The following is a 15,799-nucleotide window of genomic DNA, read 5'->3' on the forward strand; positions in this document are numbered from 1 at the left end:
TGGCCGCGTACCTACGCAGCCGTAACTTACGGCCGGGAGAACCTCCCCAGGCAGAAAGCGGGGTCTCCCCCTCATGGCTGAGCTCGTCTACCCCCCGGTGATCGGCGCCGCGCACGCGCTGTTCCGGGCGCTGGACATCCGGATCGACATGAAGGGCGCCGAGAACATCCCGCGCAAGGGCGGAGCGGTCCTGGTGTCGAACCACATCGGCTACCTGGACTTCATCTTCGCCGGGCTGACGGCCCGGCCGCAGAAGCGCCTGGTGCGGTTCATGGCGAAGGAGTCGGTGTTCCGCCACAAGGTGTCCGGTCCGCTGATGCGCGCGATGAAGCACATCCCGGTGGACCGGGCGCAGGGTGAGACCGCCTACCAGCACGCCCTCGACTCGCTGCGCTCGGGCGAGATCATCGGGGTGTTCCCGGAGGCGACGATCTCCCAGTCCTTCACGCTGAAGAGCTTCAAGTCGGGTGCGGCGCGGATGGCGCAGGAGGCCGGGGTGCCGCTGATCCCGGTGGCCCTGTGGGGCACGCAGCGGCTGTGGACCAAGGGCAAGCCGCGCAGCCTCAAGCGCAGCCACATCCCGGTGACGCTGCGGGTGGGCGAGCCGATCGAGGCGCCGACGGACCAGTACGCCGGAGCGATCACGCGGCGGCTGCGGGGGCGCGTCCAGGAGCTGCTGGATGCTGCGCAGGGCGCCTACCCGGTCTCCCAGAAGGACGCCGAGGGCGCCTGGTGGCAGCCGGCGCACCTGGGCGGTTCGGCACCGACGCCGGCCCAGGTCAAGGAAGCGGGCTGATCCGGCACCACCGGGTCGGGTGAAATCTCGGGCCCGTGCGGCCCCGCCCCCTGCGGCGGACCGCACGGGCTTTCGGCTGCCGTCCTGCGGGGGCTACCGCCCGGTGCCGGACGACCGCGCAGGCCCCGCCGCCCCGCTCTCCGCCGCCCCGGTCCCCGCCGCCTCCGCGCGCTTGCGCCGACGGTGGGCGGCGACGCGTTCGCGCGTGGCGCAGGTGCCGGAGCAGTAGCGGCGGGCGCTGCCGGGGCCGCCGCCGAGGAAGAGCCGGCCGCAGCTGGCGGCGGCGCAGGCGCCCCAGGCGATCCGGCCGTGTTCGGTGAGCAGCTGGGCGAGGGCCAGGGCGCCGGAGGCCAGGAACCACTCGCCCCAGCCGGCCTCGTCGCCCCGGTCCACGTGCAGGTGCCAGGGGTGGCCGTCGTGCCGGGTCAGGCGGGGCCGGGTGGCGTACCGCGCGAACAGGGCGTTGAGGGCTTCCGCGGCGCGGTCCTCGTCCGGCTCGGCGAGGAGGTCCGCCATCCGCCGGGCGGCGGCGCGCAGGTCGGTGGCGTCGGCCTCGGTGAAGGCCTCGGCCGTGAGGTCGGCCGGGTTCTCCCCGTGCCGGGCGAGCAGTGCGGTGAGGCCGGCCCGCGGGAGCCCCGGGTCGGTGCGGACCGCCTCGGCGACGTCGACGAGCCGCCTGGCGGCCGAGAAGCCCGGTGCGGAGTCGGTCATGCCCCAGTTTCCTTTCGCCGTACACGCTTTCGCCGTGCACCCGCGTCACGTAACGTCTTGTTCGGCCATGACGTTACACGAACCGGGGGAGGGTCCTGGATGGGCGGGTTCGGGCGGTACTTGGCGGCGGCGGTGGCCGCGCGCTTCGCCTCGGAGGGCATGAGCCTGGCGGTGGTCCTGCTCGCGCTGGAGCGCACCGGCAGCGCTGCGTACGGGGCGTTCGTGCTGACGGCATGGCTGGCCCCGCACGTCCTGGCGGCTCCGCTCGCCGGGGTGGCCGCGGGCAGGACCCGGCGGCCCCGGCTCTTCCACGTCGGCGCGCTGGCGGGGTTCACGTTCGCGGTGGCGGCGCTGGCCGTGCTGCTGGGGCGGGCGCCGCTGCCGGTGGTGCTCGCGGCGGCGGTGCTCGGCGGGAGCTGCGGGCCGATGGTGACGGGCGGGATGTCCAGCCTGGTCGCCGGGCTGGTGCCGGCGGGGGCCCGGCGCGACCGGGCGTACGGCTGGGACGCGAGCACCTACAACGCCGCGGCGGTGACGGCTCCGGCGGCGGTCGGCCTGGTCGCGGCGGCGGGTTCGGCGGCACCCGCGATGGCGGTGCTGGCGCTGGCCGGCGCGCTCGCGGCGGTGCTGGCCGCCACCCTCCCGTTCGGCGTGGCTCCTCCGGCCGGGCCCGGGCACACCCGGGCGGCCGGCCCGGCGGGGGCGTCCCAGGGCGGGCCCGGAGGGACCCGGGCGGGGCTCGGGGGCGGGCTGGCGGCCCTCTGGCGGATCCGGGAGCTGCGGGCGATCACCTCGGCGACGACGCTGGCCTTTGCGGGCCTGGGTTCACTCACCACCACGTCGGTGCTGCTGGCCGGGCGGCTCGGCAGTCCGGGCGCCGGGGGCGTGCTGATGACGGCGTTCGCGGTGGGGGCGCTGGCGGGTTCGCTGACACTGGGCCGGCTCGCGGCGGTGGAGCCGGGGCGGCTGGCGCGCTGGGCGATGGCGGGCACGGGGGTGGCGCTCGGCGCGGCCGCGTTCTCCCCGTCCGTGACCGTGGGGGCGGTGCTGTTCGCCGTGGCGGGCGTGTGCGACGGGCCGCTGCTGACGGCCACGCTGCGGATCCGGGCCGACCACGCCCCCGAAGCCGTGCGGACGCAGGTGTTCACGCTGGGGGCGGGGCTCAAGATGACCGCGGCCTCGACCGGCGCCGCCCTCGTGGGGCTGGCCGCCGACGCGGCGCCGCAACTGTTGCTGTCCGGGGTCGCGGCACTGGTTCTGGCGTCGGCCCTGCTGCACCTCCTGGTGGCGCCGCGCGGTGCGGGGGCGGGTGCGGCCGCCGCTACAGGGCTTCCGGCAGGTTCCGCCACAGCTGCGCCCGGTCGGCGGAGCCCCTGAGCGCCGTGAGTACGGCCGGGTGCGGGGCGGCGTACAGCCCTGGGTAGTCGGTCTCGCCGAGTTCCGGGCGTACGGGGAAGGCGAGGCGTTCGGCGTCGAGGGAGAAGCGGGCGTCGACGCCGGGCCCGTTGCCGCGCGGGTCCTGGCGGGCCCAGACCGCAGTGCCGGGCAGCCGGAGGGCGATCAGCCCGTGGACCATGCGCCGGGAGCCTCCGGGGCACGCCCCGGCTCTCCCGGAGCAGCTGTCGCCGCATTCATGATCGTCCGCGAGTCGCTGGTAGCAGAGGCCGGCCGGAATGCCGCGGGCCCGGAGCAGGGCGACGAGTGCGTGGGCCTTGGCATGACAGATGCCGTTGCGGGTGGCGAGCACGTCCGAGGCGCGCCAGGAGACGCGCGGGTCGCCGGAGTCGGCGGAGTGCGGGATGGTGTCGCGGACGAACTCATAGGCCGATTCCGCGTATGAGTATGCGTTGCGGGTGGTGGCCCAGAGGGCGTCGGCGGCTTCCCGGACGAGCGCGTGTTCGTGGTCGATGACCTCACAGGCCGCCAAGTAGGCGGCAGGGTTGGGGTCGTTCGGGATCGGCTGCACGACCCGGAGCATAGGCATACCCCCGACCGCAATTCAATGAAATTACGGTCGGGGGTATATCCATACAGTCCGGGGGGCGGCTGGACCGGCTAGCGGGCCAGCTCCTCCTTCAGTGCCTGGAGGAAGCCGTCGACGTCCTCCTCCGTGGTGTCGAAACCGCACATCCAGCGCACGTGGCCGGCGGCCTCGTCCCAGAAGTAGAAGCGGTAGCGCTTCTGCAGCCGCAGGGACACCTCGTGCGGCAGCTTCGCGAACACCGCGTTCGCCTGGACCGGGTAGAGGATCTCCACCCCGTCGGTCTCGCGCACGCCCGCGGCGAGCCGCTGCGCCATCCCGTTGGCGTGCCGGGCGTTGCGCAGCCACAGGTCCTTCGCGAGCAGCGCCTCCAGCTGGACGGAGACGAAGCGCATCTTCGACGCGAGCTGCATCGACATCTTGCGGATGTGCTTCATCTGCCGGACCGCGTCCGGGTTGACCACGACCACGGCCTCGCCGAACATCATGCCGTTCTTGGTGCCGCCGTACGAGAGCACGTCGACGCCGACCGCGTTGGTGAACGTGCGCATCGGCACGTCGAGCGAGGCCGCGGCGTTGGCTATCCGGGCGCCGTCGAGGTGCACCTTCATGCCGAGCCCGTGGGCGTGCTCGCAGATCGCCCGGATCTCGTCCGGGGTGTAGACCGTGCCCAGCTCGGTGTTCTGGGTGATCGACACGACCTGCGGCATCGCCCGGTGCTCGTCCTCGAAGCCCCAGGCCTCCTGGTCGATGAGCTCGGGGGTGAGCTTGCCGTCCGGGGTGGGGACGGCCAGCAGCTTGAGGCCGGCCATCCGCTCCGGTGCGCCGCCCTCGTCCACGTTGATGTGGGCGGTCTTGGCGCAGATCACGGCGCCCCAGCGGTCGGTCATGGCCTGGAGGGCCGTGACGTTCGCGCCGGTGCCGTTGAAGACCGGGAAGGCCTCCGCGTACGGACCGAAGTGGCTGCGGATGATCTTCTGCAGGTGCTCGGTGTACTCGTCCTCGCCGTAGGCGACCTGGTGGCCGCCGTTGGCCAGGGCAAGGGCCTCCAGGATCTCCGGGTGGACCCCTGCGTAGTTGTCGCTCGCGAAACCGCGTACCGCCGGATCGTGGTGGCGGCGGGCATCGGTCTTCACGGTTGCGGAGTGAGCCACAGACGCTGTCCGTTCACATCGATGGCGGGCCGCTCCCACACGCCGGCGATGGCCTCGGCCAGCTCCTTGACGTCGGTGAAGCCCGCGAACTTCGCATTGGGGCGCTCCGCGCGCATCGCGTCGTGCACCAGTGCCTTGATCACCAGGATCGCAGCCGCGGCGCCCGGGCCCTCCTCGCCCCCCGCCTTGCGGAAGGAGTCGGCCATGGCGAGGGTCCACGCCTCGGCGGCCGCCTTGCCCGCGTTGTACGCGGCGTTGTTGGCGACGGGCTTGTGCGCACCGGACTGGCTGACCAGGACGTAGCGGCCCCGGTCGCTGCGCAGCAGGGCGTCGTGGAAGGCGATCGACGTGTGCTGGACGGTGCGGATCAGGAGCTTCTCCAGGAAGTCCCAGTCGCCGAGGTCGGTCTCGGTGAACGAGGTGCTGCCGCGCCAGCCGCCGACGAGGTGGACGAGGCCGTCCACGCGGCCGAACTCCTTCTCGGTCCGCGCGGCCCATTCCTTGGTCGCGTCGAGGTCGAGCAGGTCCACGGTGTCACCGGTGACGGTGGCGCCGCCGTGGGCGTAGCGCGCCGCGTCCACGGCCTCGGCCAGGCGCGCCGGGTCGGCGTCGGACGCCACGACCACGGCACCGGCCTCGGCGAGGCGGAGCAGGGCTGCGCGCCCGGCGGGGCCGCCGGCGCCGGCCACGGCGACGACGGCTCCCTTCAGGCTGCCGCCGGCGATCCCGGTCTCGTTTCCGCTGTTCATCTGTGCAGCCTCCAGTGGGCGAGTGCTCACGCGGCGGCCCGCTCGGCCGTGTCGGCGTTCTGGGCGGTGATGCCCTTGCAGGAGGCGATCACGGTCTTGAGCTTCTTGGCGAGCGCCTCATAGAACATGCTGAGCGGAAACTCGTCGGGAAGCACGTCGTCCACGAGCTTGCGCGGCGGCTGCGTCAGGTCGAGGGCGTCGGGGCCCTTCGCCCACTTGGAGCCCGGGTGCGGGGCGAGGTAGGTGGACACCAGCTCGTAGGCCTTGAACCAGTGCACGAGCTTCGGGCGGTCGATGCCGTCGCGGTACAGCTTCTCGATATCGGCGCACAGCTGGTTGGTGACCTGCGGGGCACGCATCCAGTCGATCTTCAGCTTGTTGTCCGTCCAGCGCACGACGTCGTGCTTGTGGAGGTACGCGAAGAGGAGCTGGCCGCCGAGGCCGTCGTAGTTGCGGGTGCGGTCGCCCGAGACCGGGAAGCGGAACATCCGGTCGAAGAGGACGGCGTACTGCACGTCGCGGCCGTGCTCGTTGCCCTCCGACTCCAGCTTCACGGCCTCCTTGAAGGCGGTGAGGTCGCAGCGCAGCTCCTCCAGGCCGTACATCCAGAACGGCTGGCGCTGCTTGATCATGAAGGGGTCGAACGGCAGGTCGCCGTGGCTGTGGGTGCGGTCGTGGACCATGTCCCACAGGACGAAGGCCTTCTCGCAGCGCTCCTGGTCCTCGACCATGCGGGCGATGTCCTCGGGCAGCTCGATGCCGAGGATGTCGACGGCGGCCTCGGTGACCTTGCGGTAGCGGGCGGCCTCGCGGTCGCAGAAGATGCCGCCCCAGGTGAAGCGCTCGGGGGCCTCGCGGACGGCGATGGTCTCCGGGAACAGCACGGCGGAGTGGGTGTCGTAGCCCGGGGTGAAGTCCTCGAGGGTGATGCCGAGGAACAGCGGGTTGTCGTACCGGGTGCGCTCCAGCTCGGAGAGCCACTCGGGCCACACCATCTTCAGGACGACGGCCTCGAAGTTGCGGTCGGGGTTGCCGTTCTGCGTGTACATGGGGAAGACGACCAGGTGCTGGAGGCCGTCGGCGCGCTCGGCGGCCGGGTGGAAGGCCATCAGCGAGTCGAGGAAGTCCGGCACGCGGAAGCCGTCGGCGACCCACTTGCGCAGGTCGGCGACGAGGGCCTTGTGGTAGGCGGTGGCGTGCGGCAGGAGCGGCGAGAGCTGCTCGACGGCGGCGACCGCCCGCTCGACGGCGGCCTCGACCTGCCCGGCGGAGGGTGCGCCCTCGGCCTCGAAGTCGATCGAGCCGTCCTTGGACTGCCAGGGGCGGATCTCCTCCACGGCGGCCTTGAGCTCGGGCCACGCCGGGTGGTCGACCACCCGCGCAACGGCGGTTATCGCGGCCCCGCCGGTACCCGGCACAAGAGTTTCCGTCATGTCACTTCCTCCACAGGAGAACCTCACGTAAAGACAGCGTATGCATGTGAGGGCGTCCCGCTCAAGGGGTTGTCCAGGAAATTATGCGGCTGTACCCCTATCGAAACCGCAATTCTTCCCGCCGTCCACCGTTCGGGCGCGCGCTTCGCCGTCGTGTCAAGGCCCTGGGGGCGCGCCCACGCACGGGTGAGGCGGAACGGGGCCGCGGGCCGCGGAGCGGGGCCACGGCCCCGGCGGGAACCGGCCACCGGGCGGATCCGGGGCCCTGCACGGGCGGTCTCATCGCGGCCGGGGCGCACTAGCATGCGTCCTCACCGCGCGCGGCCGGGCCTGGGACGCCGCGACCGCGCGGGGAGCCGCCGTCGACGGAAGCGAGAGAACCTTGACTTTCCTCACCATCGGTCATCGCGGGGTCATGGGTGTCGAGCCGGAGAACACCCTGCGGTCGTTCGTCCGCGCGGAACGTACCGGTATGGACGCCATCGCGCTGGACCTGCGCCGGAGCAAGGACGGTGCGCTCGTCGTCCTGCACGACGCCGAGGTCGACCGGACCACCGACGGCTCGGGCGCCGTCGCCGATCTGACCCTGGACGAGCTGCTCGGGCTGGACGCGGGGCAGGGCGAGCGCGTTCCGGTCTTCGAGGAGGTCCTGGACGCCGTACGGACCCCGCTGGAGGTGTCGGTCCAGGACGGCCCCGCGGCGGCGGCGCTGGCGGAGCTGGTGGTGGGCCGCGACCTCACCGCGCGGGTGGCGGTGGCCTCCTTCCACGACGCGGTGCTCGCCGAGGCGGCCCGGCTCGCGCCGGGCGTACGGACCGTCCTCCACTCGGACCTGGGCGGGGACGCGGCCGACGACATCGTGGACCGGGCCCTGGCCGCGGGGGTGCGGACGCTCGCCCTGAACCTGCGGCGGCTCACCCTGGAGACGGTCGACGCGGCGCACCGCGCGGGGTTGCAGGTGACGGGCTGGACGGTCAACTCCCTGGAGCACCTGCGGCTCGCGCGGGCGCTCGAACTGGACGGGGTGGCCACCGACTTCCCCGAGATCCGCAGCACCGGCCGGTTCACGGCCTGACTTGGATCCGGGCTGACCCGGATCCCGGCTGACCCGGATCCGGTCCGAGGACACCGGTCCGAGGACACCGGTCCGACGGGCCGGGCCGGGGCCGGCGCGCCGGTGGACCGCTCCTACAGCGTCTTGACCAGGAGTTCGAAGGCCAGGTCGTCGCGGAGCGGGACGCCGAAGCGCGGGTCGCCGTACGGGAAGGGGCTCAGCTCGCCGGTGCGGCGGTACCCGCGGCGCTCGTAGTAGGCGATGAGCTCCTCCCGGATGTGCACCACCGTCATCCGCATCTCCCGGGCGCCCCACGTCTCCCGGGCCCGGCGCTCCGCCTCGGCGATGACCTCCTTGCCGAGGCCGCCGCCCTGGAGCCCGGGGCGGACGGCGAACATCCCGAAGTACGCGTGGTCGCCGCGGTGTTCGAGCTGGCAGCAGGCGACGAGCTCGCCCGCGCGCTCCACGACGAGCAGGATGCCGTCCGGGCTCTCGATGACGGCGCGCACCCCGTCCGGGTCGGTGCGCTGCCCCTCCAGGAAGTCCGCCTCCGTGGTCCAGCCGGCCCGGCTGGCGTCCCCGCGGTACGCCGACTCGACGAGCTCCACGAGGGCCGGCACGTCCGCCTCGACGGCATTGCGGAAGGCGAGTGCGGCGGGCTGGGCGGCGGTCGACATGGGGGCTCCGTTCTGCTGTGTGCTCAGCGGCATATGACATGCCCGGTGCTGCACGCACAGCCTAACGCGGCGCCGCGTGCGGGACCGTGGGCCGGGGCATCTGTTCACCGTGACGCCGTCGAACCGGGGGGTTCCCGCCGTGCACGGTCCCGCGATGTCCTCATGGTCCGCTCCCGCCGCCCTCCCCGGCTGGCTGCTCGTCGTGCTGTGCGCGGTGAGCGGCGCGTACTGCCTGGGACGCGTGCGCAGAGCGGACCGGCGGGCGCGCGGCGCGGCGGCGGGCGAGGCGCTGATGGGGCTCGGGATGGCGGTGATGGCCGTGCCGCCGGGCATCGGACCGTGGGGGCCGGAGGTGCTGCTGGTGGTCTTCTGCGGGGCCGCGCTGCACGCGCTGTGGCTGCTTCGGGACGGCCTGCACCACGCCCACCACCTGGTCGGCTCGCTGGCGATGACGTACATGGCACTGGCGATGGCCTCGGGCCACGGGACCGGGGCGGCCGCCTGGGCGGGCGGGCCGCTCGTCACCGCCGCGCTCCTCGTCTACTTCGCGGGGTACGTCCTGCGGGGCGGGTCGGCGGCGGCGGGCGGGCGCGGGGCCGCGGCACAGTCGGCGGAGCTGGCGCGGGCGTGCCGACTCGCCATGGGGATCGGGATGTTGGCGATGCTGCTCGGGATGTGACCGGCCGTCGGAAGGCCCCCGTCACGAGGTCGGCGCCCCGCGCGGCACCGGGAAACGTGTCCTGCGTCACCAATCGCCCGAGTCCGTACCAGCAGGTAGTCCGACGCTCATAGGCTGGCCGGCATGATGGTCCCCGCCGTTCTCCTGCTGCTCGGCGCCGTGACCGCCGTGCTCGCCCCCCGGCTGCTGGCCGGGGCCGGATGGCCCGAGCGTGAACCCGTCGTCGCCCTGTGGGTGTGGCAGTGCGTGGTGGGTGCGGTCCTGCTGTGCTTCGCCCTGTCGATGCTGCTCAGTGCGGCCGCCGCCTGGCACGCCGTGCGGGGCCGGCTCTTCGCGGCCGCCCCGCACGGGGTGGTCGACGCGTACGCCCTGGGCCCGACCGGCGGCCCGTGGGCTGCCGGCACCGCGCTGCTGCTCGCGGGCGGCGGGCTGTGGACCGGGGTCCGACTGGCCCGCGAGGTGCTGCGGGCCCGGGCCGGACGGCGGGCGCGGGGCGCCGAACTGCTGGTGCGGGCGCCGCTGCTGCCCGGGGAGGATCCGGCCGGGGCGCGGCTCGTGGTCCTGGAGGGGCCGCGGCCCGAGGCGTGGTGGCTGCCGGGTGCGGCGCCGCAGCTGGTGGTGACCACGGCCGCGCTCGGGCGGCTGAAGGGCAGCCAGCTGGATGCCGTGCTGGCGCACGAGCAGGGGCACGCGGCGGCCCGCCACGACTGGCTGTTGCACTGCTCGCGGGCACTGGCCGGCGGTTTCCCGCAGGTGCCCGTGTTCGCGGCGTTCGAGGCGGAGATCGTCCGGCTCGTCGAACTGGCCGCGGACGACGTGGCCTCGCGCCGCTACGGGCGGCTGACCATCGCCCTCGCGCTGGTCGGGCTCAACGAGGACCGGGGGGTCTTCGGTCCCTCCCCCGCGCCGCAGCCGCACGTCCCGGAGCGGGTGCGGCGGCTGCTGACGGCGCCGCCGCGGATGTCCCCGGGCCGCCGGCTGCGGCTGACGGCGCTGGCCACGCTGGTGCCGGCGGTTCCCCTGCTGGTGGCGTTCGTACCCGGGTTGAGCGCGCTGACCTGAACGCGGGGGCGGACCGCGACCCGGGCGTGGCCTCCCGGGCGCGCCTCCCGGACCGCGGTGCGGCCTCCGGACCGCCGGGGTGCAAGGATCTTCCGCATGCGAAGCGGGCGGGTGTGGCAGGTGGGAATCGGCTGCGCCGTGCTCGCGGCCCTGCTGACGGCGTTGGTCGCGGCCCGGTGGCTACCGCTCCTGCGGCTCGACGTGCTGGTCGCGCGGGACCTGCACGCGAGCGCCGTCACCAGCCCGGGGACCACCGGGCTCATGCGGGTGCTCAGCAACTGGGTCTGGGACCCGTGGACGATGCGCGCCCTGGCGGTGTTGGCCTGCGCAGTGCTGTGGCGGCGGGGCGACCGGCCGCGCGCCGTGCGCGTCGCCGTGGTCACGGTGGCCGCCGCGGTGGTGTCGCAGGGGATGAAGGGCGCGGTGGGCCGGGACCGGCCGCTGTGGCCGGACCCGGTGGACGCGGCGCACTTCGCGGCCTTCCCCTCCGGGCATGCCATGACGGCGGCGGCGGTGTGCGGGATGCTGCTGTGGCTACTGCCCCCGTCCGCTCCGAAGGCGTGGGCGCGGGGAGCGTGGGTGCTGGCCGCCGTCTCGGTGCTCGGGGTCGGCTTCACCCGGGTCTACCTGGGAGTGCACTGGCCTTCCGACGTGCTGGCGGGCTGGCTGCTGGGCGTGGCCCTGGCGGCTCTGGCGATCGGCTGGCCGGGGCGGCGGAACCGGCCGGAAGCCGCCGCGCGCTGAGGTGGGGGCGTGACTGCCCTGCGCGATCCCCCGCGTCGCGCAGAGCAGCGCTCCCCGTGCGCTGAGTATATTGGCTGGAAGCCAGTCAACGCAGGAGTAAGCATGTCCCCGCGCAGCGCATCGGTCAATGAAGAATTGCGCAGACGTTCCCGGGAGCGGCTGCTCCAGGCCACGGTCGAACTCGTGGCCGAGCGCGGCTACGAGGCCACGACCCTCGGCGACATCGCCGACCGCGCGGGCACGGCCCGCGGCCTGGTCTCCTACTACTTCCCCGGCAAGCGGCACCTGCTGCAGTCGGCGGTGCACCGGCTGATGCACCGCACCATCGAGGCCGCCCTGGAGCGGGAGCCGCGCACCGACGACGGCCGCGAGCGGCTGGCCCGCGCCATCGACGCGGTGCTGGGGCTGGCGCGGGACGAGCCGCTGCTGATGCGGACGCACATGGCGGGCATCCTCCAGGCCGAGGGGTTCGTGCAGTGCCCGGAGCAGCAGCGGCTGGCGGCACTGCTCCGGGACACCGTGGCGCGGTACGGGTCGGCCGACGTGGACGCCGACTACCCGTTGCTGCGGGCGCTGCTGATGGGCGCGGTGGTGGCGGTCCTGCTGCCGGGTGCGCCGATGCCGGCGGCGCGGCTGCGGGCCGAGCTGTTCCAGCGGTACGGGCTGGACTGGGGTTTGGGTGTTCCGCCGGAGGCCGGCCCGCCCGAGGGCGCGGTCCGCCTCGCACCGGCCTGACCGGACCGCCGTCCGGCCGCATCGGGTGCCGGCCGGGGCTACGGCGCCGGCGCCACGGCCGGGGTTCCGGGCCGGCGGGTGGGGATCCGCGGGGTGAAGAAGAGGGCGAGGACGGTCGTGAGGCCGAGGACGCCGAGCGCGGCCCGCAGCCCGTCGAGGCGTGCGGCTGTGTTCGCGTCCATGGCGGCCTGGGCGACCTCGGGGCTGGTGCCGGCCTCGGCCAGGGCGCTCTCCAGTTGGGCGTCGGACAGGAAGGGCGCACCGCTTTCGAGCTCGACGACCGCTCGGGCCGCGACCTGGTCCGGGACCGCCGGGTTCTCCTGGACGGCGGTCAGGAACGAGGTCGTGAGCGCGGCGATCATGATCGCTCCGGCGAGCGCCGTGCCGAGCGAGGAGCCGAGGTTGGTGACGGCGTTCTGTACGCCGCCGACCTCCGCGGCCTGCTCGTCCGGCACCGCGGAGACGGTGATCGCGCCGAGCTGGGACGCGAGCGCCCCCATCCCGAGCCCGATCAGCAGCAGCGGCACCGTCACCACCTCCGCGCCCGCGTCCTCGTCCAGCGCGAAGAGGAGGACGACCGCGCCGGCCAGCAGGGCCAGGAGGCCCAGGCTGACCACGCGCCGCGGCGAGACCCGCGGGAGCAGCCTGGGGATCAGGGTCGCCGCGGCGAGCAGGGACAGCGAGAGCGGCAGGAGCCGCACGCCGGTCGCGAGGGCGGACAGGCCGAGGGCGACGGACAGGTAGAGCGGTACGACGAAGAACACTCCCATCTGCACGAAGTACTGGAAGAAGAACATCGTCAGGCCCCCGGTGAGCTGCCGGTTCCCGAGCAGCCCGGGGTTCAGGAGGGGATCCCCACCGTGTTCGGCGACGCGGGCTTCCCAGTGGAGGAACAGCCGGACGAGCAGCACGCCGGCCAGCATGAGCCACGCGGCGAGGGAGATGCCCAGCCACGAGGGCGCGTCGGGCCTGGGGGCGAACCATCCCCAGGCGCTGGATCGCAGGACGCCGTAGACGAAGGCGCCGAGGCCGAGCGCGGACAGGACCGCGCCGACGAGGTCGATGCGGGACCGGGCCTCGGGCGGGGCGTCGGCGAAGCGGCGGGCGAAGACGAGGATGACGAGGACGAGGACGACCTCGCCGGCGAAGACCCAGCGCCAGGAGAAGTAGGTGGTCGCGAGTCCACCGATGAGCGGCCCGACGGCGATCGCGACGGCGCCGGCGGCAGCGACGAGCCCGTAGGCGGCGGGCCGGCGCTCGGGGGCGAAGTTGCCCGCGACCAGTGCGACGATCGCGGGCAGGATCAGCGCGGCTCCGATGCCTTCGAGGAGCGACCAGCCGAGCAGGAGCACGGTGAGGTTGGGCGCGAGCGAGGTCGTCAGGGATCCGCAGCCGTAGACGGCGCAGCCGGTCATGAAGGCCCGCTTGCGGCCGATGAGCACACCGATCTTGCCGCCGGGGATCATGCACATGGCCATGACCAGGGTGTAGGCGGTGATCGCCCCCTGGATCCCCGTCACCGTGGTTCCCACGTCCTCGGCCACCGACGCGATCGAGACGTTCATCACCGAGCTGTCCAGCGCCATCAGGAACTGTCCCGAGGCGAAGGTCAGCAGCAGGACCCCCGGCTTCGCCGCCCTCCCCGGGACCTCGGTGCTGGATGCCATGGGCGCATCCTGCCCGCAGCCCGCCGGGACGGGCCTTGCGACCCGCCCCGGTGTCAGCCGGTTGGCGTCAGCGGTACTCGGGCTGGGTCTGGACGTTGAGCCGGTCCAGCCGTACCCACTTCGCGCTCTCGGTGCGCCAGTCGTCGATCCGGAGCACGTCGAGGCCCTTGGCGATGTCGTTCGAATAGACGTGCCCGTTGTAGTAGTACGCCGACCAGGAGCCGCCGATCGGCAGGGAGCCGGGGGCGAGCGGACCGCGTTCGAAGTAACCGATCTCCTTGGGCCGGTCCGAGTCGGTGAAGTCCCAGACGGAGACACCGCCCTGGTACCAGGCCTGGACCATGATGTCGCGGCCGAGGGCCGGGACCAGGGAGCCGTTGTGGGCGACGCAGTTCTCGGTGTCGGCCTGGTGGCGCGGGATCTTGAAGTAGCTGCGGAAGACGAGCTTGCGCTGGTCGCCGCTGCCGGTGATGTCGTAGATGCCGTCGGCTCCGCGGTGGGGGCCGGTGGCCTCGTTGCAGGTGGCACCGCCACCGCCGCCGAGCTCGTCGGTGAACACCACCTTGTCGGCCCGCTGGTTGAAGGTCGCCGAGTGCCAGAACGCGAAGTTCACGTTGTCCTGCACCCGGTCGATGACCCGCGGCCGCTCGGGGTCGGCGAGGTCGAAGAGGATGCCGTCGCCCATGCAGGCGCCCGCCGCCAGCTTCTTCGAGGGCAGCACGGTGATGTCGTGGCAGCCCGTGGTCTTGGAGACGCCGGGGTTGGTGGGTGCGCCCGGGTTGCCGCCGTCCGGGAAGAGGACGGGGAACGCGACGACGGCCGCCTTCGTCGGGGCCTTGCGCGGGACCTTGATCACGGAGATGCCGTCGTGCGGGGGCTGGCAGTCCGGGAAGGCCTCGTTCGGCGAGTACGAGGCGACGTACACGTAGACGTCCGGGCCGCTCGGCACCAGCGTGTGGGTGTGCGAACCGCAGGCGGTCTCGACGGACTTGATGTACTTCGGGTGCTTCTTGTCCTTGATGTCGAAGATCTTGATGCCCTCCCACGAGGACTTCTCCGTGGCGGGCTGCGACACGCTGTTGCAGGAGTCGTCGCTGCGGGAGGAGTCGGTGGAGAGGAAGAGCAGGTCGCCGTGGACCGAGACGTCGTTCTGGCCGCCGGGGCAGAGCACCGTGCTGACGGTCCTCGGCGCCTTGGGGTCGGCGATGTCGTAGATCGTGAAGCCGCTGTAGTTGCCGGCGTAGGCGTACCGGCCCTGGAAGGCCAGGTCGGAGTTGACGGTGTCGGGGAACGAACTGGGGATGTTGGTCAGCGGCTTGACGTTGCCGCTGTGGACGACCTGGTCCTGGCCCGGGATCTCGCCGGGGACCGGTTCGCGTCCGGTGGAGGGGGACGAGCTGCGGGGGAAGTCGCCCCCGGGCAGTAACTCGCCCGGGTCGGGGGTGGCGGACGCGGGCCCGGCGGACAGGAACGCCGCGAGCAGTCCGGCCGCGACGGCGAGCACCCCGGGGACGCGCCGGCCGGCGCGCCGTCTGCGGGGCAGCCCGCTGGTGTGGTGCGAGGTCACTGTGGCCTCCCATGGGGTCCGGTCGATTCCGCTCCGGGTGGGAACGGAATGAGGACCCACGCAGTATGTTCCTTACCATGGACATGGCAAAGGGGTTACCCGGTCGAATCATCCGGGCGGTCGCCGCCGCAGGAGTCCTGCTCGCCCTCGCCGGCTGCCGGGGCGGCCCCGACGGAGGGGGCCGGGCCGACGGACCCGCGGTCATCGCCCCCGGAAAGCCGGGCGAGCAGGCCCGCACCCTCTCCCCGGAGGAAGCGGCCCGCAGTCGGCCGGACGACAGCCCCAACGCTGCCGACCGTTCCTACGTCCAGCGCATGGTCGAGCACCACCGACAGGCCCTCGACATGACCGCCCTCGCCCCTGACCGCGCCTTGGCCGACGGAGTCAAACGGCTCGCCGAACGCATCGCGGCCGCCCAGCAGCCGGAGATCGCCGTCATGCAGGCGTGGCTGGCCCGGCACCCGGCACCCGCCGCGAGCCCGCCCGCGGGCGGCCACGACCACGGCAACGGCAACGGCAACGGCAACGGCAACGGCAACGCCCACGGCGCCATGCCCGGCATGGCCACCGGGCAGCAGCTGAAGGACCTGGCCGGCGCCCGGGGCACCGACTTCGACCGGCTCTTCCTCACCCTGATGACCGCCCACCACGAGGGCGCCCTCAAGATGGCCGGCGAGGTCCTGGCCGGCGGCAACAACACGGCCGTGGAGGAGATGGCCAACGAGGTCGTGGCCACCCAGAGCGCCGAGGTCCACCGAATGCGCGCGATGGGCTGACGCCCGCCCCGCCC

16 protein-coding genes are annotated in these 15,799 nt (G+C 73.4%); 8 read left to right on the forward strand and 8 right to left on the reverse strand.

All coding sequences use genetic code 11. From position 1 onward, the window contains the following. The first annotated feature begins 73 nt into the window (after positions 1–73). On the forward strand, positions 74–796 hold the full coding sequence (locus ACFVGY_RS03590; RefSeq protein WP_385670327.1) for a lysophospholipid acyltransferase family protein: 723 nt from the start codon (positions 74–76) through the stop codon (positions 794–796). Positions 797–889: 93 nt separating this feature from the next. Here the strand turns inward: ACFVGY_RS03590 and ACFVGY_RS03595 are convergent, their stop codons facing one another. Then, positions 890–1,507, reverse strand: coding sequence for a CGNR zinc finger domain-containing protein (locus ACFVGY_RS03595; RefSeq protein WP_385670329.1), 618 nt, complete (start codon positions 1,505–1,507; stop codon positions 890–892). Positions 1,508–1,606: 99 nt separating this feature from the next. On the opposite strand from ACFVGY_RS03595, the gene ACFVGY_RS03600 reads away from it, so the two are divergent. After that, positions 1,607–2,884, forward strand: a complete 1,278-nt coding sequence (locus ACFVGY_RS03600; RefSeq protein WP_385670332.1) for an MFS transporter — start codon at positions 1,607–1,609, stop codon at positions 2,882–2,884. Here the strand turns inward: ACFVGY_RS03600 and ACFVGY_RS03605 are convergent. The 4 genes from ACFVGY_RS03605 to ACFVGY_RS03620 form a co-directional block, all read right to left on the reverse strand. Beyond that, positions 2,829–3,473, reverse strand: coding sequence for a transglutaminase family protein (locus ACFVGY_RS03605; protein WP_385670335.1), 645 nt, complete (start codon positions 3,471–3,473; stop codon positions 2,829–2,831). The two genes, ACFVGY_RS03600 and ACFVGY_RS03605, sit on opposite strands and share 56 nt — an antisense overlap. An 89-nt stretch (positions 3,474–3,562) precedes the next feature. Next, positions 3,563–4,642: a threonine aldolase family protein gene (locus ACFVGY_RS03610; protein ID WP_385670338.1), complete on the reverse strand. Its 1,080-nt coding sequence runs from the start codon at positions 4,640–4,642 to the stop codon at positions 3,563–3,565. Further along, positions 4,621–5,391 (reverse strand): SDR family NAD(P)-dependent oxidoreductase, encoded by a 771-nt coding sequence (locus tag ACFVGY_RS03615; RefSeq protein WP_360624493.1) that lies wholly within the window; start codon positions 5,389–5,391, stop codon positions 4,621–4,623. Before ACFVGY_RS03615 ends, ACFVGY_RS03610 begins: the two co-directional genes overlap by 22 nt. A gap of 26 nt (positions 5,392–5,417) precedes the next feature. Next, entirely contained in the window at positions 5,418–6,824 is a 1,407-nt protein-coding gene (locus ACFVGY_RS03620; protein WP_385670341.1) for a DUF6421 family protein, read from the reverse strand. A gap of 382 nt (positions 6,825–7,206) precedes the next feature. Between ACFVGY_RS03620 and ACFVGY_RS03625 the strand changes: the two genes are divergently transcribed. Next, positions 7,207–7,899, forward strand: a complete 693-nt coding sequence (locus ACFVGY_RS03625; protein ID WP_385670344.1) for a glycerophosphodiester phosphodiesterase — start codon at positions 7,207–7,209, stop codon at positions 7,897–7,899. A gap of 113 nt (positions 7,900–8,012) precedes the next feature. Here ACFVGY_RS03625 and ACFVGY_RS03630 read toward each other — a convergent pair whose 3' ends face one another. Continuing rightward, positions 8,013–8,555 carry a GNAT family N-acetyltransferase gene (locus ACFVGY_RS03630; RefSeq protein ID WP_385670347.1) on the reverse strand — a complete coding sequence of 181 codons (543 nt, stop codon included), beginning with the start codon at positions 8,553–8,555 and terminating at the stop codon, positions 8,013–8,015. Positions 8,556–8,709: 154 nt separating this feature from the next. Here ACFVGY_RS03630 and ACFVGY_RS03635 point away from each other — a divergent pair, with 154 nt between their 5' ends. The 4 genes from ACFVGY_RS03635 to ACFVGY_RS03650 all read left to right on the forward strand — a co-directional run bounded on the left by ACFVGY_RS03635 (position 8,710) and on the right by ACFVGY_RS03650 (position 11,775). Then, positions 8,710–9,234, forward strand: coding sequence for a DUF5134 domain-containing protein (locus ACFVGY_RS03635; protein WP_385670350.1), 525 nt, complete (start codon positions 8,710–8,712; stop codon positions 9,232–9,234). 123 nt (positions 9,235–9,357) lie between these two features. Then, complete coding sequence (locus tag ACFVGY_RS03640) at positions 9,358–10,296, forward strand: M56 family metallopeptidase (protein ID WP_385670352.1); 939 nt, start codon at positions 9,358–9,360, stop codon at positions 10,294–10,296. Between the two features lie 96 nt (positions 10,297–10,392). Further along, positions 10,393–11,040: a phosphatase PAP2 family protein gene (locus ACFVGY_RS03645; protein ID WP_385670355.1), complete on the forward strand. Its 648-nt coding sequence runs from the start codon at positions 10,393–10,395 to the stop codon at positions 11,038–11,040. A gap of 102 nt (positions 11,041–11,142) precedes the next feature. Continuing rightward, entirely contained in the window at positions 11,143–11,775 is a 633-nt protein-coding gene (locus tag ACFVGY_RS03650) for a TetR/AcrR family transcriptional regulator (protein WP_385670357.1), read from the forward strand. Between the two features lie 38 nt (positions 11,776–11,813). On the opposite strand, the gene ACFVGY_RS03655 is transcribed toward ACFVGY_RS03650, so the two are convergent. Both ACFVGY_RS03655 and ACFVGY_RS03660 read right to left on the reverse strand, forming a co-directional pair. After that, positions 11,814–13,442, reverse strand: a complete 1,629-nt coding sequence (locus ACFVGY_RS03655; protein ID WP_385670360.1) for an MFS transporter — start codon at positions 13,440–13,442, stop codon at positions 11,814–11,816. Between the two features lie 67 nt (positions 13,443–13,509). After that, complete coding sequence (locus ACFVGY_RS03660) at positions 13,510–15,009, reverse strand: LVIVD repeat-containing protein (protein ID WP_385670363.1); 1,500 nt, start codon at positions 15,007–15,009, stop codon at positions 13,510–13,512. A 77-nt stretch (positions 15,010–15,086) separates the two neighbouring features. Between ACFVGY_RS03660 and ACFVGY_RS03665 the strand changes: the two genes are divergently transcribed. After that, a complete protein-coding gene (locus tag ACFVGY_RS03665; protein WP_385670366.1) occupies positions 15,087–15,785 on the forward strand; it encodes a DUF305 domain-containing protein in 699 nt (232 codons plus the stop codon). The last annotated feature ends 14 nt before the right edge of the window (positions 15,786–15,799 follow it).

Source organism: Streptomyces sp. NPDC127106, from assembly GCF_042677605.1.
Classification (GTDB): Bacteria; Actinomycetota; Actinomycetes; order Streptomycetales; family Streptomycetaceae; genus Streptomyces.

Coding starts and splice junctions, on each gene's coding strand:
- ACFVGY_RS03590 (WP_385670327.1), top strand. CDS start 74: ATGGCTGAGCTCGTCTACCCCCCGGTGATCGGCGCCGCGCACGCGCTG.
- ACFVGY_RS03595 (WP_385670329.1), bottom strand. CDS start 1,507: ATGACCGACTCCGCACCGGGCTTCTCGGCCGCCAGGCGGCTCGTCGAC.
- ACFVGY_RS03600 (WP_385670332.1), top strand. CDS start 1,607: ATGGGCGGGTTCGGGCGGTACTTGGCGGCGGCGGTGGCCGCGCGCTTC.
- ACFVGY_RS03615 (WP_360624493.1), bottom strand. CDS start 5,391: ATGAACAGCGGAAACGAGACCGGGATCGCCGGCGGCAGCCTGAAGGGA.
- ACFVGY_RS03620 (WP_385670341.1), bottom strand. CDS start 6,824: ATGACGGAAACTCTTGTGCCGGGTACCGGCGGGGCCGCGATAACCGCC.
- ACFVGY_RS03630 (WP_385670347.1), bottom strand. CDS start 8,555: ATGTCGACCGCCGCCCAGCCCGCCGCACTCGCCTTCCGCAATGCCGTC.
- ACFVGY_RS03635 (WP_385670350.1), top strand. CDS start 8,710: ATGTCCTCATGGTCCGCTCCCGCCGCCCTCCCCGGCTGGCTGCTCGTC.
- ACFVGY_RS03640 (WP_385670352.1), top strand. CDS start 9,358: ATGATGGTCCCCGCCGTTCTCCTGCTGCTCGGCGCCGTGACCGCCGTG.
- ACFVGY_RS03645 (WP_385670355.1), top strand. CDS start 10,393: ATGCGAAGCGGGCGGGTGTGGCAGGTGGGAATCGGCTGCGCCGTGCTC.
- ACFVGY_RS03650 (WP_385670357.1), top strand. CDS start 11,143: ATGTCCCCGCGCAGCGCATCGGTCAATGAAGAATTGCGCAGACGTTCC.
- ACFVGY_RS03655 (WP_385670360.1), bottom strand. CDS start 13,442: ATGGCATCCAGCACCGAGGTCCCGGGGAGGGCGGCGAAGCCGGGGGTC.
- ACFVGY_RS03665 (WP_385670366.1), top strand. CDS start 15,087: ATGGACATGGCAAAGGGGTTACCCGGTCGAATCATCCGGGCGGTCGCC.